The 26,115-nt window shown below is 37.0% G+C and carries 31 protein-coding genes and 2 riboswitches; of the genes, 8 read left to right on the top strand and 23 right to left on the bottom strand.

The genetic code is table 11. From position 1 onward, the window contains the following. The first annotated feature begins 4 nt into the window (after positions 1–4). The 4 genes from J2Z26_RS01505 (at position 5) to J2Z26_RS01490 (ending at position 2,665) form a co-directional block, all read left to right on the top strand. The gene (locus tag J2Z26_RS01505; RefSeq protein ID WP_193534270.1) at positions 5–214 is read left to right on the top strand and encodes a YheE family protein; all 210 of its coding nucleotides are present in this window, start codon (positions 5–7) and stop codon (positions 212–214) included. Between the two features lie 54 nt (positions 215–268). Continuing rightward, positions 269–457 carry a hypothetical protein gene (locus J2Z26_RS01500; protein ID WP_193534271.1) on the top strand — a complete coding sequence of 63 codons (189 nt, stop codon included), beginning with the start codon at positions 269–271 and terminating at the stop codon, positions 455–457. 86 nt (positions 458–543) lie between these two features. Continuing rightward, positions 544–1,455 carry a PucR family transcriptional regulator gene (locus J2Z26_RS01495; RefSeq protein ID WP_193534272.1) on the top strand — a complete coding sequence of 304 codons (912 nt, stop codon included), beginning with the start codon at positions 544–546 and terminating at the stop codon, positions 1,453–1,455. A 112-nt stretch (positions 1,456–1,567) separates the two neighbouring features. Beyond that, positions 1,568–2,665, top strand: a complete 1,098-nt coding sequence (locus tag J2Z26_RS01490; RefSeq protein ID WP_193534273.1) for an ABC transporter ATP-binding protein — start codon at positions 1,568–1,570, stop codon at positions 2,663–2,665. A 36-nt stretch (positions 2,666–2,701) separates the two neighbouring features. Here the strand turns inward: J2Z26_RS01490 and J2Z26_RS01485 are convergent, their stop codons facing one another. Further along, positions 2,702–2,947 carry a hypothetical protein gene (locus J2Z26_RS01485; RefSeq protein ID WP_193534274.1) on the bottom strand — a complete coding sequence of 82 codons (246 nt, stop codon included), beginning with the start codon at positions 2,945–2,947 and terminating at the stop codon, positions 2,702–2,704. Positions 2,948–3,300: 353 nt separating this feature from the next. Here J2Z26_RS01485 and J2Z26_RS01480 point away from each other — a divergent pair, with 353 nt between their 5' ends. Continuing rightward, a complete protein-coding gene (locus J2Z26_RS01480) occupies positions 3,301–3,519 on the top strand; it encodes an alpha/beta-type small acid-soluble spore protein (protein ID WP_193534275.1) in 219 nt (72 codons plus the stop codon). Positions 3,520–3,591: 72 nt separating this feature from the next. Here J2Z26_RS01480 and fumC read toward each other — a convergent pair whose 3' ends face one another. Then, complete coding sequence (fumC, locus tag J2Z26_RS01475; RefSeq protein WP_193534276.1) at positions 3,592–4,980, bottom strand: class II fumarate hydratase; 1,389 nt, start codon at positions 4,978–4,980, stop codon at positions 3,592–3,594. 118 nt (positions 4,981–5,098) lie between these two features. On the opposite strand from fumC, the gene J2Z26_RS01470 reads away from it, so the two are divergent. Together J2Z26_RS01470 and J2Z26_RS01465 are read left to right on the top strand one after the other, a co-directional pair. Next, on the top strand, positions 5,099–5,239 hold the full coding sequence (locus tag J2Z26_RS01470) for a hypothetical protein (RefSeq protein ID WP_193534277.1): 141 nt from the start codon (positions 5,099–5,101) through the stop codon (positions 5,237–5,239). Positions 5,240–5,319: 80 nt separating this feature from the next. Further along, positions 5,320–5,700 carry a hypothetical protein gene (locus J2Z26_RS01465; protein WP_193534278.1) on the top strand — a complete coding sequence of 127 codons (381 nt, stop codon included), beginning with the start codon at positions 5,320–5,322 and terminating at the stop codon, positions 5,698–5,700. 46 nt (positions 5,701–5,746) lie between these two features. Here J2Z26_RS01465 and J2Z26_RS01460 read toward each other — a convergent pair whose 3' ends face one another. Next, complete coding sequence (locus J2Z26_RS01460) at positions 5,747–7,009, bottom strand: hemolysin family protein (RefSeq protein WP_193534279.1); 1,263 nt, start codon at positions 7,007–7,009, stop codon at positions 5,747–5,749. 220 nt (positions 7,010–7,229) lie between these two features. On the opposite strand from J2Z26_RS01460, the gene J2Z26_RS01455 reads away from it, so the two are divergent. After that, positions 7,230–7,628: a globin domain-containing protein gene (locus tag J2Z26_RS01455; RefSeq protein ID WP_319638000.1), complete on the top strand. Its 399-nt coding sequence runs from the start codon at positions 7,230–7,232 to the stop codon at positions 7,626–7,628. A 211-nt stretch (positions 7,629–7,839) separates the two neighbouring features. Here the strand turns inward: J2Z26_RS01455 and J2Z26_RS01450 are convergent, their stop codons facing one another. The 20 genes from J2Z26_RS01450 to J2Z26_RS01355 form a co-directional block, all read right to left on the bottom strand. Beyond that, on the bottom strand, positions 7,840–9,861 hold the full coding sequence (locus tag J2Z26_RS01450) for an ABC transporter ATP-binding protein (RefSeq protein ID WP_193534280.1): 2,022 nt from the start codon (positions 9,859–9,861) through the stop codon (positions 7,840–7,842). Further along, the gene (locus tag J2Z26_RS01445; RefSeq protein ID WP_193534281.1) at positions 9,858–11,615 is read right to left on the bottom strand and encodes an ABC transporter ATP-binding protein; all 1,758 of its coding nucleotides are present in this window, start codon (positions 11,613–11,615) and stop codon (positions 9,858–9,860) included. Before J2Z26_RS01445 ends, J2Z26_RS01450 begins: the two co-directional genes overlap by 4 nt. 673 nt (positions 11,616–12,288) lie before the next feature. Next, the gene (thiE, locus tag J2Z26_RS01440) at positions 12,289–12,924 is read right to left on the bottom strand and encodes a thiamine phosphate synthase (RefSeq protein WP_193534282.1); all 636 of its coding nucleotides are present in this window, start codon (positions 12,922–12,924) and stop codon (positions 12,289–12,291) included. Then, entirely contained in the window at positions 12,921–13,724 is an 804-nt protein-coding gene (thiD, locus tag J2Z26_RS01435) for a bifunctional hydroxymethylpyrimidine kinase/phosphomethylpyrimidine kinase (RefSeq protein WP_193534283.1), read from the bottom strand. The genes thiE and thiD overlap by 4 nt, the downstream gene beginning before the upstream one ends. A 14-nt stretch (positions 13,725–13,738) precedes the next feature. Beyond that, positions 13,739–14,758, bottom strand: coding sequence for a thiazole biosynthesis adenylyltransferase ThiF (locus J2Z26_RS01430; protein WP_193534284.1), 1,020 nt, complete (start codon positions 14,756–14,758; stop codon positions 13,739–13,741). Beyond that, positions 14,755–15,522: a thiazole synthase gene (locus J2Z26_RS01425; protein WP_193534285.1), complete on the bottom strand. Its 768-nt coding sequence runs from the start codon at positions 15,520–15,522 to the stop codon at positions 14,755–14,757. Before J2Z26_RS01425 ends, J2Z26_RS01430 begins: the two co-directional genes overlap by 4 nt. A gap of 1 nt (position 15,523) precedes the next feature. After that, entirely contained in the window at positions 15,524–15,727 is a 204-nt protein-coding gene (gene thiS, locus J2Z26_RS01420; RefSeq protein ID WP_193534286.1) for a sulfur carrier protein ThiS, read from the bottom strand. A gap of 13 nt (positions 15,728–15,740) precedes the next feature. After that, the gene (gene thiO, locus J2Z26_RS01415) at positions 15,741–16,874 is read right to left on the bottom strand and encodes a glycine oxidase ThiO (RefSeq protein WP_193534287.1); all 1,134 of its coding nucleotides are present in this window, start codon (positions 16,872–16,874) and stop codon (positions 15,741–15,743) included. Continuing rightward, positions 16,855–17,490: a thiazole tautomerase TenI gene (gene tenI, locus J2Z26_RS01410; RefSeq protein WP_193534288.1), complete on the bottom strand. Its 636-nt coding sequence runs from the start codon at positions 17,488–17,490 to the stop codon at positions 16,855–16,857. The genes thiO and tenI overlap by 20 nt, the downstream gene beginning before the upstream one ends. A gap of 78 nt (positions 17,491–17,568) precedes the next feature. Beyond that, positions 17,569–17,676: riboswitch (TPP riboswitch) on the bottom strand. 52 nt (positions 17,677–17,728) lie between these two features. Beyond that, on the bottom strand, positions 17,729–18,529 hold the full coding sequence (locus J2Z26_RS01405; RefSeq protein ID WP_193534289.1) for an energy-coupling factor transporter transmembrane component T family protein: 801 nt from the start codon (positions 18,527–18,529) through the stop codon (positions 17,729–17,731). Beyond that, positions 18,519–19,988, bottom strand: coding sequence for an ABC transporter ATP-binding protein (locus J2Z26_RS01400; protein WP_193534290.1), 1,470 nt, complete (start codon positions 19,986–19,988; stop codon positions 18,519–18,521). Before J2Z26_RS01400 ends, J2Z26_RS01405 begins: the two co-directional genes overlap by 11 nt. A gap of 14 nt (positions 19,989–20,002) precedes the next feature. Continuing rightward, a complete protein-coding gene (locus J2Z26_RS01395) occupies positions 20,003–20,584 on the bottom strand; it encodes an ECF transporter S component (RefSeq protein ID WP_193534291.1) in 582 nt (193 codons plus the stop codon). 69 nt (positions 20,585–20,653) lie between these two features. Continuing rightward, positions 20,654–21,337, bottom strand: coding sequence for a thiaminase II (tenA, locus tag J2Z26_RS01390; protein ID WP_193534292.1), 684 nt, complete (start codon positions 21,335–21,337; stop codon positions 20,654–20,656). A gap of 137 nt (positions 21,338–21,474) precedes the next feature. Beyond that, positions 21,475–21,580: riboswitch (TPP riboswitch) on the bottom strand. A gap of 100 nt (positions 21,581–21,680) precedes the next feature. Next, entirely contained in the window at positions 21,681–21,995 is a 315-nt protein-coding gene (locus J2Z26_RS01385; protein WP_193534293.1) for a YbjQ family protein, read from the bottom strand. Beyond that, the gene (locus tag J2Z26_RS01380; protein WP_193534294.1) at positions 21,976–22,179 is read right to left on the bottom strand and encodes a hypothetical protein; all 204 of its coding nucleotides are present in this window, start codon (positions 22,177–22,179) and stop codon (positions 21,976–21,978) included. The genes J2Z26_RS01385 and J2Z26_RS01380 overlap by 20 nt, the downstream gene beginning before the upstream one ends. Positions 22,180–22,188: 9 nt before the next feature. After that, positions 22,189–22,383 (bottom strand): sigma-Y antisigma factor component, encoded by a 195-nt coding sequence (locus tag J2Z26_RS01375; RefSeq protein WP_193534295.1) that lies wholly within the window; start codon positions 22,381–22,383, stop codon positions 22,189–22,191. Then, entirely contained in the window at positions 22,373–22,735 is a 363-nt protein-coding gene (locus tag J2Z26_RS01370; RefSeq protein WP_209794277.1) for a YxlC family protein, read from the bottom strand. Before J2Z26_RS01370 ends, J2Z26_RS01375 begins: the two co-directional genes overlap by 11 nt. Further along, positions 22,677–23,249: an RNA polymerase sigma factor SigY gene (gene sigY, locus J2Z26_RS01365; RefSeq protein WP_193534297.1), complete on the bottom strand. Its 573-nt coding sequence runs from the start codon at positions 23,247–23,249 to the stop codon at positions 22,677–22,679. Before sigY ends, J2Z26_RS01370 begins: the two co-directional genes overlap by 59 nt. Positions 23,250–23,368: 119 nt before the next feature. Continuing rightward, positions 23,369–24,367, bottom strand: coding sequence for a hypothetical protein (locus tag J2Z26_RS01360; protein ID WP_193534298.1), 999 nt, complete (start codon positions 24,365–24,367; stop codon positions 23,369–23,371). Positions 24,368–24,570: 203 nt separating this feature from the next. Continuing rightward, entirely contained in the window at positions 24,571–26,103 is a 1,533-nt protein-coding gene (locus J2Z26_RS01355; RefSeq protein WP_193534299.1) for a flotillin family protein, read from the bottom strand. Positions 26,104–26,115: the final 12 nt, after the last annotated feature.

Below are 26,115 nucleotides of genomic sequence, written 5' to 3'. Positions count from 1 at the left end.
ATCAATGATTTCACATTTTCAATGGAAGCCTTTATTTGACAATACACAAATACCTGGTTGGCGCTTTTCCTTTTTCTTTAAAGGTACTGGGTATCATGGCATCTATCATAAAGATGGACAAATTGAGTGGAGTAGCGAACTCCCGACATCAGAATATGAAGAGCAGCTAAAATCTCAAATACATGAACTAATGCTTTTTCATGTATATGAATAACAAGCTCCTCTCCCTTCACACACTATAGATGATGAACAAGGGAGGAGCATTGCTATGAGTAGAAAAGATGAAGTTAAAGATGACTTACTTTACGAAGGAAAAGACAAGGTCTTCCTAGACGTTGACAGGTTTATCAACGAAGGGATGTCTGGAGGCTCAGTCCATCGTAAGGATGAAGTTGCCAACATTGAAGAAGCTAGAGATTTAAAGCCGGAGGAGCCTCCTGCAGACATAGACAACTAATTCTCATGTGAGAGTGAAGCACAGTGCTTCACTCTTCTTTTTTTAGTATAATAAGGTCAGGTCATTTTCGAGGGGAAAATAAGCTTATGATTGAAAAACTTAAAAACCTTTATAAGGATTCCTTCATAGTCTCAAATTCAGGAGGAGATCCAAGTTACATCTGGTTCATTTCAGATACTGGAATCCATTTTGGCATCAAAAAGGACGCTATTTCTGAAAAAGAAGTTGTCCTATTAAGTACTCTTTTTGAGTTTTATGAACTAGAGTCAAATGCGCAAACTACAGAGCAATCCTTGTGGTCACAGTTTCTTTTCACTACAGAGGCCACAGATATACCTCAAAGCGCTTTTAATCGTTGTAGATTTGTTCACTTTAAAATCAGTAAGCCAATCATTGATCTCCAAAACTTTGAGCTAGCAGTAAAGGCTCTTTTTCCTTCTGAGGTTATTATTGTTTGGGAAAACGGACAGCAAGGCACTTTTATTGAAAAAATTAATCAAGACTCCATGATTGAATATAACAATTTAGAAGACGTCATCGAGATATTTGCAAGTGACTTTTATATAGATGTTCATTTATTCTTAGGCAACGTGTATGAAATAACTAGCAATTTACAGTCTAAATTTCATTTTGAAAGAAATGGATTTAATATAGCATTTAAGTATCTACATAAACAAAGAGTGTTTTCGCTTCAGGATATCATTCCTTTAGTAATTCTTGAAAGCATAGATAAAAGCTCAAAAAATGACATTTCTTTTATTATTGAGGAAACGTTTAATGAGGAAAAAGAACAATTAGAAACAATTAAAGTTTTTTTAGAGAGTAATTTAAACGTAACACTCGCAGCGAAAAAGCTCTATATGCACAGAAACAGCCTTCAATATCGAATCGATAAATTTATAGAAAAAACCGGAATTGATATTAAAAATTTTAATGGTGCAGTAACCGCTTATTTATCGATTCTACTTATTAAGCACTTTGAGGATAGTGATTTGTAAACATGCCCACTTCACTTCCTCTTTTTTTGTGCAAGTTTACGTTTATTATGAGATTAGTTATACGTTATTCTAGTCTTAGAATAACGCTTTCAATATTAGGAGGTAATGAAGAATGGCTGAATTAAAACTTGAAAATATTTATAAAATTTATGATAACAAAGTAACAGCTGTAGAAGACTTTAATTTGCATATCAAAGATAAAGAATTTATCGTCTTTGTTGGTCCATCTGGTTGTGGTAAATCAACGACTCTTCGTATGATTGCAGGCCTTGAGGAAATTTCTAAAGGTGACTTCTATATTGATGAGCAACGTGTAAATGATGTAGCTCCAAAAGATCGTGACATTGCAATGGTTTTCCAGAACTACGCTCTTTACCCACATATGAACGTATATGATAATATGGCATTTGGTCTAAAACTTCGTAAGTTTTCTAAAGATGAAATAGATAAGCGTGTAAAAGAAGCTGCACGTATTCTTGGCTTAGAGAGCTACCTCGATCGTAAGCCTAAGGCATTATCAGGTGGTCAGCGCCAGCGTGTTGCATTAGGTCGTGCGATTGTTCGTGATGCGAAGGTATTCTTAATGGACGAACCTTTATCAAACCTTGATGCTAAGCTTCGTGTACAAATGCGTGCTGAAATCTCAAAGCTTCACCAACGTCTGCAAACAACAACAATCTATGTTACGCATGACCAAACAGAAGCAATGACAATGGCTACAAGACTAGTTGTTATGAAAGATGGCCTTATTCAACAAGTAGGTGCACCGAAAGAGGTGTATGATAATCCAGAAAATATCTTCGTAGCAGGATTTATCGGTTCTCCTGCAATGAACTTCTTTAGAGGTACGTTAAAAGATAATTCATTTGTTATTGGAAATATCTCTATTGCAGTTCCTGAAGGAAAAATGAAAGTCTTACGTGATAAAGGCTATGCAAACAAAGAACTAATTCTTGGAGTTCGTCCAGAGGATATTCATGATGAGCCTATCTTCTTAGAATCTTCACAAGGAACTAAGATTACAGCAACTGTTGAAGTTGCTGAGTTAATGGGTGCAGAAACTATGCTTTACTCTCAAGTAGAGGGTCAAGAGTTTATCGCACGTGTTGATTCTCGTACTGATGTGAAGCCTGGTCAGGAGCTTCATTTAGCACTTGACATGAACAAATCTCATTTCTTTGATGTTGAATCTGAATTAAGAATTCGCTAAATAAAAAAAAGTCGCCAACCGGCGACTTTTTTATGTTTACTCTTTAATTAGTTTTACTTCTTGTGTTTGACAGCTTGGGCAATAAAAAAGATGAGCGCATTCATGCTGACTTAATGTTGTAGGATATCCATCGATTTTTTTCATATCATCAATTTCCATATAGGCACTATAATCATCGAAGTAATCAATGACTCTACCTGAATCTTCAAGTTCATTACCACAGTTAGTACAGGAGTAGGTTTGGTTGCTTCCAAATCCATTACATAACGGACAAATGTTCATTTGTATACTCATCCTTATTCATTTTATTAATATGTAGTTTTCAACTAAATTCTATAGTTAATGTATCAAATGAACTTGGAATAAATTTCCGATGTTTATTTTGAATAGTTTACTTTATTTTTTCCATACTATTTAGTAACAAAGCAAGCAACAAAGCAGCCAGCCAGCCAGCAAAAATTTTTTTCAAAAAAAGTTGAATAAAAAATATAAAATGAAACACAATAATTCATACAAACACATCAAACAAGTTATTGGGTTAAGCCCAAGGGGCAATGAAAACAACATTCATTCGCTGGTGCAAGTCCAGCTAACCCAACCAAAACCAAAAAAATTTTCGAGGAGATGAATTACAAATGGCAAACCAAACATCAGGAAGCAATTCGTCAAATCAATTACTAGTAGCAGGAGCACAACAAGCAATCGATCAAATGAAATATGAGATTGCTCAAGAGTTCGGTGTAAACCTTGGTGCTGACACTACTGCTCGTGCTAACGGTTCAGTTGGTGGAGAAATCACTAAGCGTTTAGTATCTATGGCTCAACAACAAATGGGCGGCTATCCACAACAATAATTAAAAACTTCATAATATGGCTTAAAGGTCCCAGGCATGAACCTGGGACCTTTTCTGTGTGGATGAAATTATTTACTCTGTTGGATCAACCATTTTTGCCGGGTTAACAAATGAATCAAATTCTTCTTCAGTCAAAATCCCACTTTGTTTTGCAGCATCTTTTAGTGAGATGTTTTCTTGATAGGCTAACTTAGCGATAGTCGCAGCCTTTTCATAGCCAATATGTGGATTAAGTGCTGTAACTAACATTAGTGAGTTCATTAAATTTTTCTCAATAACCTCTTTATTTATATCTAATCCCTCTATGCAATTTTTTGTGAAGGATTGCAATCCATCTGATAATAATCGCACAGACTGGAGATAGTTATAGATTATTACAGGCTTAAAGACATTCAGTTGAAAATTCCCCTGACTTGCTGCAAAACCAATTGTTGCATCATTTCCAAATATCTGACTAACAATCATCGTTAATGCTTCACTTTGCGTGGGATTTACTTTACCAGGCATGATCGAGCTTCCCGGTTCGTTGGCCGGAATAAGAAATTCTCCAATTCCTGCTCTCGGTCCACTTGCGAGCCAGCGAATATCATTTGCTATTTTCATTACATCTGCCGCAAGAGCTTTAATTGCGCCATGAACATGAACAATTTCATCATGACTAGTTAGCGCATGAAATTTATTCGGTGCACTTTCAAATTCATGTCCTGTAAATTCAGCTATTTTTTCACACACTGATTTACCGAAATCCGGATGTGCATTAATCCCTGTACCAACAGCTGTTCCACCGATTGCAAGCTCTAACAAATACTCCTTGCTTTCACTTAACATCTTTTCTGTTTTTAAAAGCATAGCGATCCAACCACTCAGTTCTTGCCCCACTGTTAATGGTGTTGCATCCTGCAGATGTGTTCTTCCTATTTTAATAATGTCATCAAACTTTACCTGCTTCTCTTTTATTGCTTCTTTCATCTTACGAACTGCAGGTTGCAGCCTCTGTTCTATTGCCTCAATTGCTGCAATGTGCATGGCTGTTGGAAATGTATCATTGGAGCTTTGAGACATATTAACATCATCATTCGGATGAATAAGAAGTGATTCACCATTTTCAGAAGCTAGTTGATTAGCACGAAAAGCGATAACCTCATTTACGTTCATATTCGTTTGTGTTCCACTACCTGTTTGCCAAACAACGAGTGGAAAGTGTTCATTCATTTTTCCTGAAAGAATTTCATCTGCTGCTTTCACTATATAGTTTTTCTTTGATTCAGGCAGTTTTCCTAATTCATGGTTCACAATAGCTGCACTCTTTTTTACGATGGCAAACGAAATAATCATCTCCATCGGCATTCTCTCTTCGCCTATGGCAAAGTTTTGCCTACTTCGCTCTGTTTGTGCCCCCCAGTATTTATCTGCTGGGACACTAACAATTCCTAAAGTGTCTCTTTCTTCCCTATAATTCAACTGTATCCCTCCTGATATGATTTATGCTACTTGAGCCTATTTAAAGTGTTTGGAATAAAGATGTATCAGACAAACTTAAAACACCATATAGTATTAAAAAGGAAAGGGGTTGTGTAATATGCTTGATGCAATTGACTGGAAACTTGTTTCTTTTATCTCTTATACCCTTTTTCATGAGTATATAGTCCATATCCGCTACCCACAAATTTACTACTGGGAGCAGGCAAAGCAAAATGCAATAAAAAATATACAAGACTAGAAAGACGTAAAATTTTATTGATGTTGGTTATTATATATAGTAGAACGTCATTTAAATATGCCCAATTAGGAGATTTATCTATGAATGATTTACTAAAAAAAATTGTTACAAATGTAAAAGCAGCGTTAGACCAAACATCTTATGCTGTAAAAGACAAGGTTGATATATTGCTTCAAAAGCCAACATTATCAATTGAGGATCTTGCCGTTTTCATTGCTACCCACCCTGAAGCTTCTTTTAAGACGAGAGAACTATTAGGATTACGTTTTACTACGTATGAGGTAAAGATGGGCAGACTTACGATGAAATTAGACACAAAAGGCGGAACCGTTGGTAACATCCTTGAGCTTCATGTAGGTTCTCCTGAAGAAACTCTTTTTCAATTTCACTCGTATAAGAATAATAAAGCAACGGATAAACCTCTACGACTACCACATGAATTGAATGAGTTAGTGCAATAAAAAAAAGGGTAACCGATACACGGTTACCCTTTTTTTTACTTGTTACTTAAGCTTCAACAGGTTGTTCATTTATTTTTACAAGAATTTTGCGGATACGACGGTTTTCAACCTTAGTTACAGTTAAGGTTAAGTTGACATAGTCAAATTGCTCACCATTTGATGGCACACGTTCAATAGACTCGAAAATCCAACCACCTAATGTATGATACGTACTCTCTGGTTCCTCGACATTCATGACTTTAATAAATTCATCAAGAGGAATTTCTGCATTAAATTCATATGTAGTTTCATCTAGCTTCGTAAAGCTCTTTATTTTCTCATCATGTTCATCCCAAATTTCACCAACGATTTCCTCAAGTATATCTTCAAGGGTAATAAGTCCGGATGTTCCACCAAACTCATCTACTACAATCGCCATATGTGTTTTACTTTTTTGTAACTCCGGTAATAACATTGAGATTTTCATTGATTCAACAACGAAGAATGGATCTCGAACTAATTCACGAATGTTAATTTCATTCTTTTGAACAAGATTGGCTAAGAATTCTCTTTCAGACAAGATTCCGATAATATTATCAATATTATCCTCATAGACTGGAACTCTTGAGTATCTTTCCTCTAAAAACATCGATAATATATCTTCAACAGGATGATTCACCTCAACAGCAATCATATCAATACGAGGTGTAAGAATTTCTCCAACCAATATATCATTAAAATCTAAAGATCGATGTACTAACTCTTTTTCTTTATAATCAATAACTCCTTCTTCCTCACTTAGGTCAATCATAACTTTGATTTCTTCCTCTGTGACGGCCGGAGAATCATTTTTAGTTTTAATTAATCGGGAAGCTCCCTTTTTAAGTAAAATAAATAAGTAGGTTACTGGAGTCAATACCTTCATTAACAGAAATAATATCCCTGCAACAGCAAGAGAAAAGCTTTCCGCATTTTCCTTTGCAAATGATTTTGGTAGAACTTCACCAAAAATGAGGATCAATATCGTCATAATGATTGTGCTTATTAATAACCCCGTACTTCCAGGAAACAATTGCGTAGCTATTCCTGCAGAGATGGAAGCAGCCGCAATGTTTACAATATTATTTCCTACTAATATGGTTGATAAAGCTTTATCGAAGTTTTCAGTAATAAAATAAGCTTTTTTACTGCCACGGCGACCTTCGTCCATATAGTTCTTTAATCTAATCTTGTTCACACTTGAAAACGCTGTCTCTGTAGCTGAAAAAAAAGCAGATAAAAATATTAAAACAACTAACAAAATAATGGTATTCAGTGGCAATTCGGCCAAGAAAGTTCACTCTCCTAAAAATTTATATACCTCTAACTCTATCCCCTATTATGCTTCATTATGTAATAAAAATAAGGATAAGATAATAATAACAAACATTATCTTAAATGAGAAATCTAATTACTCCTTAAGTTCGTTATTAAGTGATTCAAATCACACTTTTTTTCTATGTTCCTTGCTATAGTAACTTATATAACGAATTAAATCGGTGGTGATTGATGTGAAGAATCCTGTATTGGAAACACTTTATGAACGAATTGGTGGGGCTGACACTGTTACACAACTGGTAAACGCATTTTATCCTAAAGTATATGCTAACCCTATTCTAAGTCCACTGTTTGAAGGGGATATAAACGAAATCAAAAGAAAGCAAACACTATTTCTTACGCAGTTTTTAGGAGGACCTATCCTTTATAGTAATGAGTTTGGCCCACCCGCTATGCGAGAACGACATTTACCCTTTGAGATTACACCTGCACGTGCTAATGCATGGTTAACGTGTATGAAAGAAGCCTTTGAAGAAGTGGGTCTATCTGATACTGCAGCATCCATTCAATTTTTTGACCGTCTGAAGCAGGTTGCTGCAATCATGGTGAATTCATCAGACCAACAGTCATAAATTGTTCATTTTGTAGTCAAAAAGTGTTCATAACCTATGGTATTTCACCCTGTTTTCTGATGGTATTCTTAAACAAAAGGAGTGGTTTTAACATGTCAGAACTATCAATCACATTGAATATTGCATTCTCAATGATGCTAATTTTATTTATTGGCTACAACATTCTTGAATCATAAAAAAGATGCTGCCTATTAAAGCAGCATCTTTTCATTTAACCAGCAAGGCCTTTGTTTTTGCCTTGTTGAAGTTGGTACATTTGATAGTACTTTCCTCCAACTTTCATCAATTCTTCGTGGTTTCCTTTTTCAACAATTCGACCGCGGTCTAGTACTAGGATTTGGTCTGCGTTTCGGATAGTAGATAATCTATGTGCAATGATAAAGGTTGTTCTTCCTTTTTTCAAAACTTCTAGGGCATCTTGGATGATTGCTTCTGTTTCTGTATCTATGCTAGCAGTCGCCTCATCTAATATTAGAATCGCTGGGTCAAATGCAAGCGCACGAGCAAATGAGATTAATTGACGTTGTCCAGATGAAAGAGTACTTCCTTTTTCAATAACTGGCTCATCAAACCCATTTGGTAAACTCTTTAGTAATTGATCTGCTCCTACATCCTGCAGTGCCTTTTCAACTTTCTCACGAGTAATTGAAGGATCATCTAAACTTACATTAGAAGCAATGGTACCTGTAAAAAGGAATGGATCTTGTAGTACGATTCCCATATGCTTTCTTAACATTTGTTTAGAAATTGTATTAATATCCTTACCGTCAATTAAGATTTTACCTTCCTTAATATCATAGAATCGGAAAAGTAAGTTCATAATCGAACTTTTACCCGAGCCTGTATGACCAACAAGTGCTACTGTTTCACCCTGCTTCGCTTCAAAGTTGATATCTTTTAAGACATAGTCGCCCTCTTTATAGCCGAAGTTTACATGATCAAACACAACATTCCCTTTATATCTCGGGAAGTCCTCTTTACTAACGTCTACACCTTCTTCATCTAAAAGTGTAAAAACACGCTCTGCTGCAACAAGAGATTGCTCTAAAATAGCCAACTGATTAACGATACCTGTAATCGGTTGAAATAATCGGTTTAAGTAATCTACAAAGGCATAAAGAACACCCAATGAGACCACCGTTCCAATTCCAAGTGAGGCACCACCAAAATACCAAATCAATGCCACGAAGGCAATATTACGCAGCACCCCAACTAAATTATGGGACGTGAGTGCATTTAAGCTTAAAAGCTTGTTTTGATACGTAAAATGCTCCTCATTCATCGTTTCAAATTCTTTATTCGTTTCCTTTTGACGACGGAATGCCTGAATGATTGTCATACCTTGGATTGACTCGTTGATCATTCCATTGATATCACTTAAAATTGAACGTATTTTATGATTATAGTGTGAAGCATATTTTCTATATACCTTAATCCAGATAAAGAGAATTGGAATCAAAATCATACAGATTAAAGCTAGTTTCACATCTAGTAGCAATAAGGCGATAAAGATACCTGTTATATAAATGATACCTGTAAAGAAGTTGGCAAGAACAGAAACATATAGATCCCTTATTGCTTCTGTATCATTTGTAATTCTGGATACCACCTTACCCGCAGGAAGGTTATCAAAATAATTAATAGGTAATCGTTGAACTTGTGCAAAAACATCCTTTCTCATTTTTTGAATGATTCGATTTGAGGATGTTTGCAGGTAAAAGCGTTGTCCATACGTGAAAATAGATGCAATAACAAGTAGCCCAAAGTAGATAGCGATTAGTTCAATTAGCTTCGGGATTTGCGGACTGTAGAAACTGAACAGTTGCGCTTTGGTTAACTTGGTCGCTTCATATACTGCTTCTTGGTCATTACGTGAAATTTTTACATTCCCATTTTCATCGACCGTTCTCTTTCCATCTAATTCAATGGGACCGTTTATAAAGAAATATTCACGCCCTACTTGAATAACTCGAGCTTCTGCTCCTTTTTCTTCACCTTCATTAAAGTTATCTGAGCGTTTATACCATTTGTTGTTATAATTTACTGCCCCTTCACCTTCAACCGTTTCATACCAAGGTCTTTCAATCCCAAGGATATGATCATCTATCATTTTTTTGGCTATAAACGGGCCTGTTAGTTCAGCGGCAACTGCAATGGTTAGCATTATTAATGCAAAAATTAATGTCTTTTTATAAAGGAGTGCATAATTCACTAGGCGTTTACCTACGTTCATGCTGACACCCCACTTTCCTGTAGTTCTTCAATTTGCTGGCGATCATATTGCTCCTTATACCAGCCATTATGCTCGATAAGCTCGGCATGTGTTCCTTCTTCAACAATTTTCCCATCATCTAGGACAACAATCAGATCTGCGTGTTCTACTGCAGAAAGACGATGTGTTGTAATAATCGTTGTTTTATCAGAACGTTCCTTACGAATGTTTTGTAGGATTTTTGATTCTGTTTTTGCATCAACTGCAGATAATGAATCATCTAAGATTAAGATTTCTGGATTCACTGTTAATGCTCTTGCAATTGAAATCCGTTGCTTTTGACCTCCGGATAATGCCACACCTTTTTCTCCCACAAGTGTATCAAGACCTTCAGGTAGCATCGTTAAGTCCTTTTTAAAGGCTGCAAGCTCAATTGATTTTTCTAACTCCGCTTCAGTTGCATCCTTTTTACCAAATAAAATATTTTCTCTAACCGTTCTTGAAAATAAGATATGATCTTGAGGAACATACCCCATCCATTCATTAATTTCCTCTAAAGCAATTTTGTCTAACGGAACCCCATTAACGAGAATTTCACCTTCACCTAACGGATATTCACGCAATAGTTGTTTGACTAAGGTCGTCTTTCCACTACCTGTTTTTCCAACAACCCCAAGTGTTTGACCACGCTTTATCGTTACGTTTACGTCCTCTAAGTTTTTAACTGTTGAAGACGGATATTGGAATGTAACATCATGAAATTCAATTTTTTCTGGAGTACCAACCGCAATTGGTTCCTCGTGATTCTTTACATCTTGTGCATAGGATAGAGTTTCATCTACTCGATCAAGAGACGCGTTTCCACGCTGCATGATATTGATCAGTTCACCAATGGCAAACATCGGCCAGATCATCATCCCTAAATAGACGTTAAATGAGACAAGCTCTCCTAACGTAATGACATTTTGAAACACAAGATATGCTCCATAGCCTAAACCAATTAAGTAGCTCATTCCGACAAGGATTTTAATTGTTGGCTCAAATAAAGCGTCAATCTTTGCTACTCTGACATTCTTTTGGTAAACATCTTCTGTAATTGAGTTGAACCTATTTTCATCCGCTTGCTCTTGAACATATGCACGAACAACCCTTACTCCAGCAATGGATTCTAATACTTGGTCATTCATTGTTCCAAATGCATCTTGAGCATCAGTAAAACGCTGATGAATCTTTTTCCCATAAATACTGATGGCAACTGCAATCAAAGGTAATGGAATTAATGCGGCGAACGTAAGCTTCCAGCTAATCAAGATACCCATTGTAAATAGGATCGTTAGCATAAAGACACTTGAATCAACTAATGTTAAAATTCCAAAACCAGTTGTTAATGAAATAGCTTTTAAATCATTTGTCGCACGCGCCATCAAGTCTCCCGTTCTATTCTTCTCATAAAACGTTGGTGTCATTTTTAAAAGATGGCCCATAAATCTACCACGTAAAATTCGCTCTACTAAATAAGCACCACCGAACAATTTGTACATCCATGTGTACGTAACTGCATAAATAACAACTGTTAAAGCTAGTAAAAATAGAATATACTGAAACAGCCTTTCACCTGTAAGACTTCCTGTATGAATTTGATCAATTGCCACACCAATTAATTTAGGCGGGATAATTTCTAGCAAGCCTACAACTATTAATAGAAGTATGGCAACTGTGTATCTTTTCCAATAAAGTTTAAAAAACCAAGATAATTTTCCTAAAACTGATAACATGTTTGTCAGCTCCTCTCATGTTTGTCAAAACAAACTAGCCACTTTCGAGATATCCTTCATAATTCATCATCAATACACTAGCTTTGTTCATAATAGCTCCTCCTTTTATTTGTTTTTTTTATATTGTAAACACCAGTTTGGTGAAGTACACCAGAAAATAAGAAAAGCATACCGCAAATAGTGCGATATGCTTTCGCTAAATATAGATATCCCTACAAAACAGGGGAATTTCTATATAATGTATGCCAAAAACGGGGTGTGGCCTCGTTTTTGAGAACATAAAAAAGCACACGTCACCTATGGTGACCTGTGCTTTATGTACTTTTGTAGGTGAAATTAAAAAAGTATAATAAAAGGACAGGTCACGAAATGATTTAATTGTTGGTGTTGCTTATTAGGATCTTGCTGCATGACAATTGCTACTACATTTTCCATTTCGTTTTCCCTCCTTTTCCAGTTAATGTTAGTGTTTTTCTTTTGTAAGCTTATCACTGTGTACATAATTTTGTCAATTACTACTTTTGCGACAAATTTCATTATGGTACATATTAGTGTTGCACTTGATTGGAAAATACTTGAATTGATCGTACTCATTCAGGCTGGTTGATGCACTTCATTGGAAAAAACTTAAATTAAGCGTCATCCAAAAAAACTACAAAAAAAGAGCCAATAATCAGCTCTTTCTCACTTCACCCAATAGTCCCTGTGCACTTTTTAATGGAAATTCAGCCATACTAATTGCCGATATCACTGCCACTCCGTTTGCGCCAGCTTTTATGACAGCTTCTGCTTTGCCTTGGGATATCCCACCAATGCCTACGAGAGGTAGGGTAACTCCTGCTTCTCTAATTAACCCAATTACTTCAGGACCTTGTACTTCCCTAACATCAGTTTTCGTGGATGTTTCATACATCGGTCCAACACCAATATAATCTGCTCCGGCCTTCACTGCAGCGAGTGCTTCTTCTACATTATGAGCAGAAACCCCAAGAATTTTATCACCGATTTTTTCACGAGCACTGGTAGCTAACTCGTCTTCTTGGCCAATGTGAACACCATCTGCATCAATTTCAAGCGCAAGATTAATATCATCATTTACAATGAATGGTATTTGATGTTCCCGGCAAATACTCAAAAGATCTTTGGCTAACTCAAGCTTCTCTGAATCTTCCAAACTACCCGTTCCTTTTTCGCGATATTGAAAGAGAGTAATTCCCCCTTCAATCGCTTCTCTTAAAACATGCCTGGGGTCTCTATTACAGTTCGGACTTCCAAGTACCAAATATAATTCAAGTAATTCCTTTTTCATCCTACTTGCACTCCCCTTCTGTAAGCCCAGTGATTCGTTGGACCATGACCTGATCCAATCCCAAGCTCTTCTCCGATGGCTGCATGGATAAATTCTTTTGCAACTTGAATTGCTTCATATACAGTATGTCCTTTAGCTAACTCTGCCGTAATGACAGCCGCAAATGTACAACCTGTTCCATGTGTATGCTGAGTGATTAACCTTTTACTAGTAAACTCGTAAAATTGTTCTCCATCATATAATAAATCAGTAACGAGCTCAGAGTTATCATGTCCACCTTTAATAACAACATGCTTTGCACCTAGCTCATACAACTTTATAGCCACCATTTTCCGATCAGCCATGAAGTTAATCTTCATCCCTGAAAGAACTTCTGCTTCTGGTATATTCGGTGTAATCACGTATGCTAATGGAATTAAATACTCTTTTAAAGCTGCAACCGCCTCTTCTTGTAAAAGTGACGCCCCACCTTTAGCGATCATAACTGGATCAACAACTAGCTTTACCCAGTCCGCATGCTTTATTTCATCAGCAACTGCACGAATCAATTCACTACTAAAAAGCATACCTGTTTTTACAGCTTGAGGTGGGAGATCTGCAGCAATCGATTTAATTTGCTGGATGACTGCTTCTACTGACATGGGGTAAACCCCTTGAACACCTAATGTATTTTGAGCAGTAACCGCTGTGATTGCAGACATTCCGTATACGTCTAATTCCTGGAATGTTTTTAAATCTGCTTGAATCCCAGCTCCTCCTCCACTATCTGATCCTGCAATCGTTAGTGCCTTATAGACCATTTTGAAAAAGCCCCCTAACCTAAATAGCGATGATACAATGTTTTTGCTTCTGCAATATCCTTTGTTCCATGAACCAATGCACGGCCATCCTTAAAAATAACTAAGCGATGTTTATCAATCGTAAAAGAAACTAGATACGGATTTCTCTCCACTTTTCCACCTTGAGCGGCTAATAGGTCTGCTAGCTTTTCTAAATCGCGTTCCATTCGTTCTGGTGGACGAATTTGTACAGACTCACGGCCACATAAAACAGCGGTCTTAGTCTGATTTTCAAAAGATAGGTATGGATACGTTCGCTCCGGTCCACATGATAAGCAGCTTGCCTTTTTCACTTTCTCAACATTTATCGCTGTATGTTGATTTTTCCATAAATCGAATGAGACTAATTTTTTTCGTAGGGAAGAAAAATCCTCTACTAAAATCTTTAATGCTTCTGTTACTTGATAGGCAACAACCATTTGAACAGCAGGGCTAATAATACCAGCCGTATCGCAAGTTAGACCGCCCATTGGAACCGTTTCTAACAAACAATTTAAACAAGGGGTATCACCAGGTACAATCGTGTAGGAAATTCCGTAGCTTCCTACACATGCCCCATAAATCCATGGTATGTTATACTTTTGTGAAATATCATTAAGTAACAATCTTGTATCGAAATTGTCCGTTGCATCAATAATTAAATCTACCCCTACAATCAGTCGTTCAATTTCCGCAACTGAAACATCCATAACAAGCGCATTAATATCTACCTCAGAGTTAACCATTTTAAGACGTTTCTCTGCAGCAACTGCTTTTGGAAAACGCTTATCTGCATCTTCCTCACAATACAGTTGTTGTCTTTGAAGATTACTCCACTCAACATAATCACGGTCTACAATTGTAAGTTTTCCAATGCCCGCTCGAACAAGCCCTTCTGCACTTCCTGTTCCGAGAGCACCTGCACCTACAATCAAGACATGTTTATTTCGTATTTTTTGTTGCCCTTCAATTCCTATTGGAGTAAATAGTTCTTGTCGTGAATATCTTTCACTCAACTAATGCTCATTCCTTCCATCGGACTGCTAGCTGTTGCATATTGTTTTTTCGGAATTCGACCCGCTTCATATCCCAATCGACCCGCTTCTATCGCAAGCTTCATTGCTTTTGCCATTTTCACAGGATCATTTGCTCCTGATACAGCTGTATTCAATAGTACGCCGTCTGCGCCTAACTCCATTGCAATAGCTGCATCTGAAGGAGTTCCAATCCCAGCATCAACGATAACAGGAACGCTTGATTGTTCAATGATAAATCTTAGATTTAATGGGTTAATAATTCCTTGGCCAGACCCAATTGGAGATGCTCCTGGCATAATTGCATGACAGCCTAAGTCTTCTAAACGTTTTGCTAATAATACATCATCTGACGTGTAAGGTAAAACGATAAAACCTTCTTTCAGTAACTCTTCTGACGCCTTTAACGTTTCTACTGGATCTGGCAGCAACGTTTTCTGGCAACCAATTACTTCAACTTTGATCATGTCACAAAGTCCAGATGCTTTTGCAAGCTTAGCAATTCTAACTGCTTCCTCTGCTGTTTTCGCACCTGCTGTATTTGGTAGTAACGTATATTTGCTAAGATCAAGCTTTTCTAAAAAGTTAGGTTGGCTAGCTTCAAAAATATTCATTCTTCTTACTGCAAAAGTTAAAATTTCAGACTCAGATACAGCTACCGCTTCTTTTTGAATGTCAAAGTTCGGGTATTTTCCTGTACCTAATAAAAGTCTAGAGTTAAATTCGTATTTTCCTATTTTCAACATATCATCCGCCTCCTACAAAATGTACAATCTCAATACGGTCTCCATCAGATAATCTTGTTTCTTGATGAGACCCTTTTTCTAAAATAGATGAATTCCATTCGACAATAACAACCTTTTGATCCAGACTAAAATGCGATAATAGCATTGATACATCCTGGACACTTTCTGGCACTTCCACTCTATCTCCATTTATGATTAACTTCATTTCTCAATCACTCCTACTCAAACTGATGAACCATTGAACGATCAATTCGAAAAGCTGAAACAATCTTCTCATCAATTGGTTTACGTTCAACATAATCTGCAAGTAATTCCCCAGTCACAGGTGCTAGCAATATGCCGTTTCTAAAATGACCAGTCGCAATAAACAACCCATGTATACTTGGGTGCTCCCCGATATATGGAAGTCCATCACCCGTTTGAGGTCGAATACCAGCCCATGCCGTCTCCCATTCTGTACTAGCAATCTCAGGAACTAGTTTAATTGCTTTTTCCATTAACGTTGCTACACCATCAACCGTTACTTTTTGATCGAAAGTATGTGGTTTTACTGTTGCTCCAACAATTAAGCGACCACCTCTTTTAGGCACGATATAACAACCATGAGAAAAGATTGAACCTTCAACGAGGGGCTTAGTTGTTTTTACAGAGAAACACTCGCCTTTAACAGGATAAGTGTCTAGCTCAATATTTGTTTCTTCCAACACTTTTTTGCTCCATGCACCGGTACACACGATGATGTTCTCGCTAGTAAACCTCCCCTCATTTGTGATAACCCCTTTTACCTGTCCGCTTTCATATTCAACTGAATACACATCGGTAAATTCTTTTATTTCAGCTCCTAGCGCAGCTGCAGAGCTGGCAAAGGCAGCGGTAAGGTGTGGTGCAGATACTTGCCCATCTTCTGGGACATACATTGCGCCCCTTACTTCTGATGAAATTGCGGGTTCCTTCATGCGTAACTCATTAGCTGTAAGCCACTCAGCTTTTTCACCAAGATTCGTTTGGACTTTAATAATTCCTTTTAGTTCCTCTTCTTGTTCTTCTGTTAAAGCAACCTTATACATGCCTTTGTTCACGAGTTCTATATCAATTCCGCTTACCTTCTTAAGTTCTATAGCAAGATCAGTAAACATGCTTCTACTTTTACGTGCCAAAGAAAACAGTGGACCATCTTCATCAAGCTCTGTTTGTGCTGCAATCATTCCAGCAGCAGCTCCAGAGGACTTACTAGCTATTCGGTCTTTTTCCAATAAAACTACTTTTCTACCTCTCTTGGCAAGATTGTAGGCTACCGCACAACCATTGACACCACCACCAATAATGATAGCATCATAGTTTTCTTGCTTCATTATGTACACCTTCCCTTCCTAGTTTGTATGCATATTCTTTTACTGCACCTAAAGGGTTAGAAGCCAATAAGACACCAGATAATACGGCAATGCCAGCGGCTCCCGCTTCAATAACATCTAGTGTACTTTGAGGCTGAATTCCACCTATCGCTATAACTGGTAAATTGGTTGTGCTAACAACTTCTGTTAAGCCTGTAATTCCTCTTGGAGCTATTCCAGGTTTAGACTTAGTTGAGTAAATATGGCCAAATAAACAGAAGTTAGCCCCATTTTTCTCAGCAGCGATAGCCTCTTCTTTTGAATGGATTGAACAGCCAATCTTTAATTCTGGAAATCTAGATTTAACTGACTCAACATCTAAACTTGAGTAACCAAGTTGCACTCCTGCTACTCTTGTAACAGCAGCCACATCTACTCTGTCATTTATTATTATTTTAGATAACGGAATTTTATTTTCTGTAAGGTACATCACAGTATCAAAGATTTCTTTAGCTGTTTTCGTTTTTTCTCGAATATGTATATAGTCAACATAATCATGAATGCTGGCTATAGTGCTTACAAATTCTTTTATTGGCTGCTGTCCAGTCGAGATGATATGAAGCTCTTTTTTTGCCATTAAAAAATCCCCTTAGTAGGAAAATAAAAAAACCACTCATTCCAGTAAGGAAGAGTGGTTAGGTTATATCAATAGGTAATGTTAACCGCTCCACTTCCCTACGCTAGCATGATCTAGATCAGGTACAAAGGGTCTGGAAACACGTTCTCCATCTCAGTCAACAGTCTGACTCCCCTAGTGAATAAATAGCTATTAGATTACCCTTAGTATAACATACATCGTTAGATTCTCAATCAATTTAGTTATAGCGTATATCTGTTGCTGGTAAGTAAGGTAGATTGATAGCAAGTACATAGCCTACTAGTAACATAATGACAAAGTACAATATAAATATCAGATCATATCTTGAGTAGCCTACCTGATAATAATACGTTCTCTTTGTCGTATCTGAGAATCCTTTCGCTTCCATAGCAACTGCAATTCTGTGTGCTCGACGAATGCTTTGGGATAACATAGGTATCGTGTAGGATTTCATTTTTTTAAAAATAGATAGAATCCCATTTTTGTCATCCCCACCACGAACTTTCATGGCATTTCGGATGGTTTGGAATTCTTCAATCATAATCGGTATAAGCCTCACTGCAGCCATAAAGCTATACGCATATTTTGGCTTTAGTTTTAACTGTTGCATTAAGGAATAAAATAAATAAACAGGTCTTGTTGTTAATGCAAAGGTCAATCCTAAGGCTGCAAAAGTGAGAGCTCGAAAACCAATGTGTATTCCTCTATAAAAACTCTCCTCCGAAATAGAAATGAGCCCCCATTTAAGCCAAGTAGTATCACCTTTTCCAAACAGAATCATAGAGGATGCTGTAGAAATAAATACAATCACAAAGGGTATGGAAAAGAGTAGTACTCGTTTCGTTGGGTGTCCTGTAAAAAAACAGTAGAGAATGAGAGTGATAATGGCAAAGTTCATCATAAAGTTTAGGTTATGAATAAACAGTACGATAAATAGTAGAAATATCATCGTAAGTAGTTTTACACTTGGATTAATCTTGTGCAGCCAGGTTTCTTCAAATGAAAAGTTAATTTGCATAGGTCACTTTCCTTTCTAAAAAAGGCTGAGACCTAGTTTGAACTCGATCATTGATCAGCTCGCCAGCTTCGATATGCCATACCCTTGTGGCAAAATGAGCTTCAATTTGTTCATCATGTGTCACCATCAATATAGTCGTTCCTTTTCTACGATACTGTTCAATGAGCTCAAGCAATGCGAATGTATTTTTTGAATCCTGGCCAAATGTTGGTTCATCTAGGAGCATGATTCTTTGCCCCTTAACAATGGATGCTGCTACACTTAATCTGCGCTTTTGTCCCATTGATAGTTGATAGGGATGTTGTTTGCGGTGATTTTCCAACTGAAAAAGAGTTAACAGTTCATTTACTTTTTCTTCAATTTCCTTATCATTGACCTTCTCCATTTTTAATGAATAGGCTATCTCTTCATAGACAGAATTCGTAATGAACTGGAATTCAGGATTTTGAAAAACAAATGTTAAATACTTAGTCAGTTTTTGGATATGTTGAATGTTTGTCTCCATTAAATCATAGTGTCCTGACGTTTTAATAAATTGAAATAAGGCATGTAATAACGTACTCTTTCCGGCACCATTTTCTCCAACAATTACAATCCATTCTCCTGCTTTGACTGTACAATCAGGTACATGTATTTTTGCTTCTTTATTCCGGTAGCCTGTAAAGTTTTCTAACCTAAGGACTTCATTCGCATCTTCCATAAAATCTGGCAGGTTAGATGGCCTTTCACTGACATACTCATCCCATACGCCCGGATACCAAATTCCCTGAGCTTTAATTTCTTTCTTGTAGTTCAGGAAAATTTCATCTTTATCTCCATCAGCAATGATTTGTCCTTTCCCATCAAAGAGGATAATTCGGTCGACAAAGTCAATGACATGATCAATTTTATGTTCAACGATGATGACTGTCTTGTCTTTGCTTATTTTTTTTATCGTATCCCAAATATCCTTTGTTCCTTCTGGGTCAAGCATGGCTGTTGGCTCATCTAAAAAGAGAACTTCAGGTTCTAGAGCTAATACTGAAGCAATCGCCAACCGTTGCTTCATTCCTCCTGATAATGTGTTAATTGAAGTATGTGTTGAATCTAGAATTAGTCCTACTTTAAAAAGAAGTTCGTGGATTTTTTGGTTCATTTGTTCTCTAGGCACTTGGAGATTTTCTAGTACAAACGCAATTTCCTCGTCAACAAAAGGCATACAAAATTGAGTATCAGGGTCTTGAAACACATAGCCCCAAGATGCTGGAATCTCTATACTGTCTGCCTTCATAGGTACATCAATGGAATTGGGTATTAACCCTGTTAACACTTGCAGTAGTGAGGATTTTCCACACCCTGATGGGCCGAGAAGAAGTACCTTTTCTCCTTGATAAAAAGTAGAGGATAAATCCTTGAATAACAAGGATTCTCCTCCAGTAAACTTTAAGCGTAGATTTTCAACATGTGCAACTTTTTTCATTTTTAGCACCCCATTTAACGATCTAGTGCATCAAAATCCTCTTGTGTAGCTGGACGTACTAGGTTTGTCACTCCAGTCGCTTCAAGAGCTTTCACTAGGTAATAAGCAAGTACCCCTGTAAATAAAACAGCACCAACAAATCTTGCTACAATAAACAACGTTAAGTTCCAGGCAGCAAGGTCGCCAACCTCACCATAGGCAAAATCCATAATTAGTGAGCCTAGACCTGCACCAAAACCTGCTAGACATACAACAAGTAAGTCAAAACGCTTATAACGGAAAGCTGCTAATACTAGCTCTGCAAATAAACCTTGAATAAATCCATATAGCAATACAGTTAAACCAAATTCAGATCCCATTAAGAACTCACCAGAAGCTGCCGCTGTTTCAGCTAGTAATGCTACCCCTGGTTTTCTAATAATTAGGAAAGCAACCGTTGCGGCAATAAACCACATTCCATAGATTAGCTGATCGGCGTGAAGTCCAAGTGGCTTCACAGCATAATAAAGTGGCCCCCAAAGTTTATAAACTATACCAAATGCAATTGCAATAACGACAGTAACTAATATATCAGTCAGCTTTAAACCTTTATTCATATATGATTGACTCCTTTTTTATTAAATTTTTAGATTCGACATCTTCATAGAAGATGTCGAACGGATCTGTTAAACTTCTAATTTAGTATTTTCAACAGGCCATTTTTCCAGGCGGTAGGCCATTTCCCAGAAGGAGTATTCGTATTGGCTGCTAATCATAAAGTGTTCTTTCATGCGTTTGCGGTCTTCTTCTGTTACTTTTTCAGCAAGTTCATCAAGTCGATTGATTTGTTCTTCAACTAGTTCTCGGAACCAATCTCCACCGTAAGCTTCAATCCATTCTTGGTAGATTGGTTCAGCAGGAGTTGAACCTTGTAGTCTTTCACCGATTTCATAGTACAGCCAGTAGCAAGGAAGTAAAGCTGCAATAATATCACCTAAGTGTCCAGAGTATGCAGCACGGTAAAGATGTGACGTATATGCATATGCTGTTGGTGCTGCTACGAAGTTTTGTCTTTCTTCCTCTGTAATACCTAGACGTTTTGAAAAGTTTTCATGTAATGACAACTCAGCCTCATACGTACCTTGTGCATGAATCGCTAATCTGTTTGTTGTATGTAAATCCTCTGCTTTCGCTGCACCTAATGCTTGAATTCTTGCAAAATGAGATAAATAGTAAGCATCCTGTAAGACATAATAACGAAAAGACTCAAGTGATAAAGTGCCGTCCGCAATGCCTGTTACAAATGGATGGTCAAAGCTTGCCTCCCAAATCGAATTCGCTTCTTTTCTAATTTCCTGTGAAAAAGTCATTTTCCATTCCTCCTAAGATTTTAGTGGGATTTCGACAAGTGCGTGGCATTTGTCGAATTCGTAAAACAACATAAAAAAACCACTTACTTTACCAGAGTAAAGAAGTGGTTGTAATGGAAAATGCACATAAATACAGAGATTCCTATACTCCACTTCCCTACGCTGGTGTTAACCAGATCAGGTTCTAAGGGTCTCAAAGTACACTTCGATCTCAGCCTTTAAAAGGCACCCCTAGTGGAAAAACAATATTAAATTTTAAAATAACATGTTACTGCTACCTATACTAACAGGTTTCTTAACGTTGTCAAACCTTTTTTTGGAAATAAGTAGATCTATTTTTAGACTATTCTACGTAAACTGCTGTTCCATAGGCGATAATTTCAGAAGCATTCGCCATTACGCTGGATGTCTCTAATCTCACACCAATGACAGCATTGGCACCCATTTTTTTTGCGTCCTCTACCATTCTTCCAATGGCTATTTTTCTAGCTTCCGTCATCATATCTGTATAATCTTTTATTTCTCCACCTACAATTGTTTTTAGGCCAGCTAGTAGGTCCTTTCCGATATGTTTCGATTGAACTGTACTTCCTTTTACAAATCCTTTTAATTCCTTAACTTCCTTGCCAGGTACAAACTCAGTAGTCACGATAATCATTTTCTTCTTCCTCCTTTTTTTCTTTCCTTCTTTCTCTTATCAGTACAGCAAATAATGCAACAATCGCCACTCCATAACAAATATAAAAGAATATTGCCCACTGTATGTTTATGAATAGAAAAACAATACCAATTAGTTGTCCAATCGTGGCAGTAGCTGTTAATACATACTTTAATCGATCCATATTCATAACCTACTTTTTCGTTTTAAATATTTTTCTAACAAAGAGTAGATAAAACAGAGAAGGCATAGGGGCCTGGATTAATCCGACAATACCCCATAACCAGTAATTATGACCTCTTTTTCTAGCATCTAGAAAAAGAAAGGTACTTTGTGCGATTAGGATGACTGCAACAAGTGGAATAAGTATTAGTTCTTCAACTGTCATGAATGATCACCTGTTTTCTATGGTGGATATAAACTCCTAGTGGTAGGGAAATGGTTACTATCACTTGTAATACTATAAAAATAACTGGTGCTTTAAAAATTGTTAGTACTAATAAACTTAATATAGTAATAGCTGATATAAAGAAGATAATTAATTCTTTTACGAGTCTTCTTCTAGCAGCTTCTTTTTCTTTGATGACCATTTGCTCAAACCACTGTACATTAGGTGTATATGTTTGATAGGTGTTGTCCAATTGGTTAAGACCCTTATTTATCTTATCGATGAGATTTGAATCAAAGTCTTGTTGTTGTTGTTTCTTCTTTAACGGGATAATCTTGTCTTCTGTCATCATCGTTCAACTCCTTTCTAACAGTCGCGATTCCATTGTGAATTCGTGATTTTACAGTACCAAGTGCAATCCCAAGCATGTCTGCTATTTCATCATAGGCATATCCGTAATAATGCTTTAACACAATTGGAATGCGAATTTCATCTGATAGTTTCCCAAGTGCATTCAAAACATCATTCCACTCTTCATTTCTACTCTCAAACTGCCACTTCATTTTGCGAAGAGCCTGTTCCTGCTCTTGCCAACTTTGCTCTCTTTTCTTTCTACGCAGATCATCTATATAGATGTTCGTTGCTATCGTGATAAGCCAAGAGGAAAACTTTGATTTTCCGTTGTATAGTTTGATTTTTTCAATACACTTAATCATCGTTTCTTGGGCCAAGTCCTCTGCCATTTCTGGCTTCATGGTCACTTTGATTAAGTATTTTACTAAGAAGGAATAATGCTTTTCAAAAAGCATTGCAAAAGCAAGAGAGTCACCCCGCTTTGCACTTTTTATTAAGTCTTTATCGTCCATCTAATGGCTCTCCCCAGTGTAGTCCGTTTTTTTATCTAAAGGTAATACGTTTAACTGTTCAAAAAAGTTCACTACATTTTTTAATTTATTTTAAAAAGCAGCTCTCTTCTGAAAGCTGCTTAAGCAAATCGATAATAAATAAGTATAAAGGTAGCAAGAACAAAGATATAGTTTAAAAACACAAAAATCATTTGATCAATGATTGACTTGTGTATACGAATTGGCGGGTTATAGAAGGACACTCCCTCAATGATAAAAATAACTAACACAATATGAATCATAAAGTGACCAATGATTTCCGTTACACCAAAAAGAAGAGTGGTCGAAAAAAAGATTAGAGTTAAAATAACGGATAAGATCCTGTTTAGCACACCTACCACAAGCAAATAGCCAACAATAAACTCAATAAATGCAGCCATTACAATAAAGTGTTCAGGAGCAAATCCAAATGTCGGCACGTTATGATTATAGATGATATCAGCGCTCATGACTGGATATACCCACTTTTCAACGGCAACCCAGCAGAGTGATAATCCTGTTCCTAAGTAAAGAAAAGGAAAACCCCAATTTTCTAGTCTTGTTTTGCCAATTAAAAGTACGAAGACAATCGCAAGATAAAATCCATAATCAAGCATATGGAATAGACCGACGTTTGATAAAACATATAGGAATAGGGCCAAAATAATAGATGCCCCAATTTTTGTTGCATAATGATTTGGAATCAGTAGCGTGACAATTGCAGCCCAAATTAAGACTGTTTCCCAACTGTTTTCAATTAAAAATTCTGGGGCAAAAATGGTGCCCGATACTACTTGAATAATAAGTGTTACTGCCGTTCCATATTTCAGCAAATATCTTGAAAATCTGCGGAAATTATCTAGCTTTTTATCGATATCTCCAACATAGGGTAACTTCATCACCTTTGGCAACAACTGTGGTAAGACTGATAAAATGAGTGCCGAAAGTAAAGCCATTACCATAAAAAATGGCGATAATATGTTATGAATTGTTTCTTTTTCCGGTTGGACATCTGTAAACCATTTCACGTGCGCCTCAGCAAAAAGTGGAGTTAACAACACAACCCCAACAATTACGAAGAGAATCCATTTTTTCTTCATACATTATCTCCTTATTTTTGATTTATTGTTAGGTTTTACTATTGATTGTAAAGTAATACGGATTGTAAAGAGGAATTATGCCTTATCATTGGGTTTCTTAGGAGAAAAATACTCACGAATGAAGTTTATCGGTCTAACCCTTTTCCACATATAAAAAACAGGACCCTAGGCATCAATAGCCTAAGATCCTGTTTTAATCAAACTTATTCCTTCTCGGGATTTTCTGTTTTCTTAGCTTCAGTTAAATCCTTCGCAAGTGAATCAATACTGTGTCTAACATTCCCTTTACCAGAGAAGTTTTCAATTAATTCTTTTACATCTAGTCCAGAGGATGCTTTAAGTGATTCCTGAAGTGAAGCCATCAGGTTTGTTGCATAGCCTGTCACTTTATTTGCCCCGCTATTTGGACCGTTTCCACCTGTATCAACAACTGTAATTTTATCAATATTTGCTAATGGGCTAGCCACTTGTTTCGCATATTCAGGAAGCATACGGATGATCATATCAAGGATAGCTGCTTGACCGAACTGTTCAAATGCTTCTGCAATTTTCTCTTTCGCTTCTGCTTCTGCAAGACCTTTAAGACGAATAACTTCAGCCTCAGATTCCCCTTGTGCACGTTGTGCTTCTGCTTTTGCTAAACCATCAATTCTGATTTTTTCAGCTTCTGCTTTTGCCTGTGCTTCAATGCGATATTTATTAGCATCTGCTTCAGCATATTGTTTAGCTTTATCAGCCGCTGCCGCTTGCTCAACTGCGTAACGGTCTGCATCTGCCTTTTTCTTAACTTCTGAATCATATTGCTTTTCACGACGAGCAATCTCTTTTTCTTCAAGCTCAATTTGCTTTTGACGCTCAATGATTTGAACTTGCATTTGTTGCTCTGTAACTTCTTGTTTTGCTCTCGCTTCTTCTAGGTGGTACGCTTGGTCAGCACGCGCTTTCGCAATATCTTGCTCTCTACGGAATTCTGCAATCTTTAATTGATTTAGCTTTTCTGCTTCAGCAATTTCAGTTGCACGTTCTAATTCGGCTTTTTGAGCATCCTTAGCTGCTTCCGCACGCTTAATACGTGTTTCTTTATCTGCCTCAGCAGTAGCAATATCAGCATCACGTTTTACCTGAGCAATTCTAGGTTTACCTAATGACTCTAAGTATCCATTCTTATCACGAACATCTTTAATTGTGAAAGAAACAATGATTAATCCCATTTTTGCTAAATCCTGTGAAGCTACACGTTGAACTTCTTGTGAAAACTTCTCACGATTTTTATAAATTTCTTCAACTGTCATTGAACCAAGAATCGAACGAAGATGACCTTCAAGTACTTCTCTTGCTTCGTTTTCTCTATCTTGTTTTGACTTACCTAAGAATTGTTCTGCAGCAGTAGCAATTTGATTGATGGTTCCACCAATTTTAATGATGGCTGTTCCATCCGCCATAACTGGAACACCTTGCTCTGTATAAACTTCTGGTGTTGAAACATCCAGTTTACTAGATAATAGACTTAATGGTTCTGCTTGTTGGAAGACTGGTAATACAAACGTACCTCCACCACGAACAATCTTAATTCTGTTACCTGATTCATCAACATGAACGTTTTTTCCACCAAGGTAGCTACCTGTTACGATAAGAGCCTCATCTGGGCCTGCAGTACGATATTTCGTAACAAAGACAGCAATTAGGGCCAAAAGTAAAACTACAACAATACCTACAATAATAAAAATAGATGGCATAGTATTCCTCCT

Source organism: Cytobacillus luteolus (genome assembly GCF_017873715.1).
Taxonomy (GTDB): Bacteria; Bacillota; Bacilli; order Bacillales; family Bacillaceae_L; genus Bacillus_BV; species Bacillus_BV luteola.
This window is presented reverse-complemented; position numbering and strand designations above follow the sequence as displayed.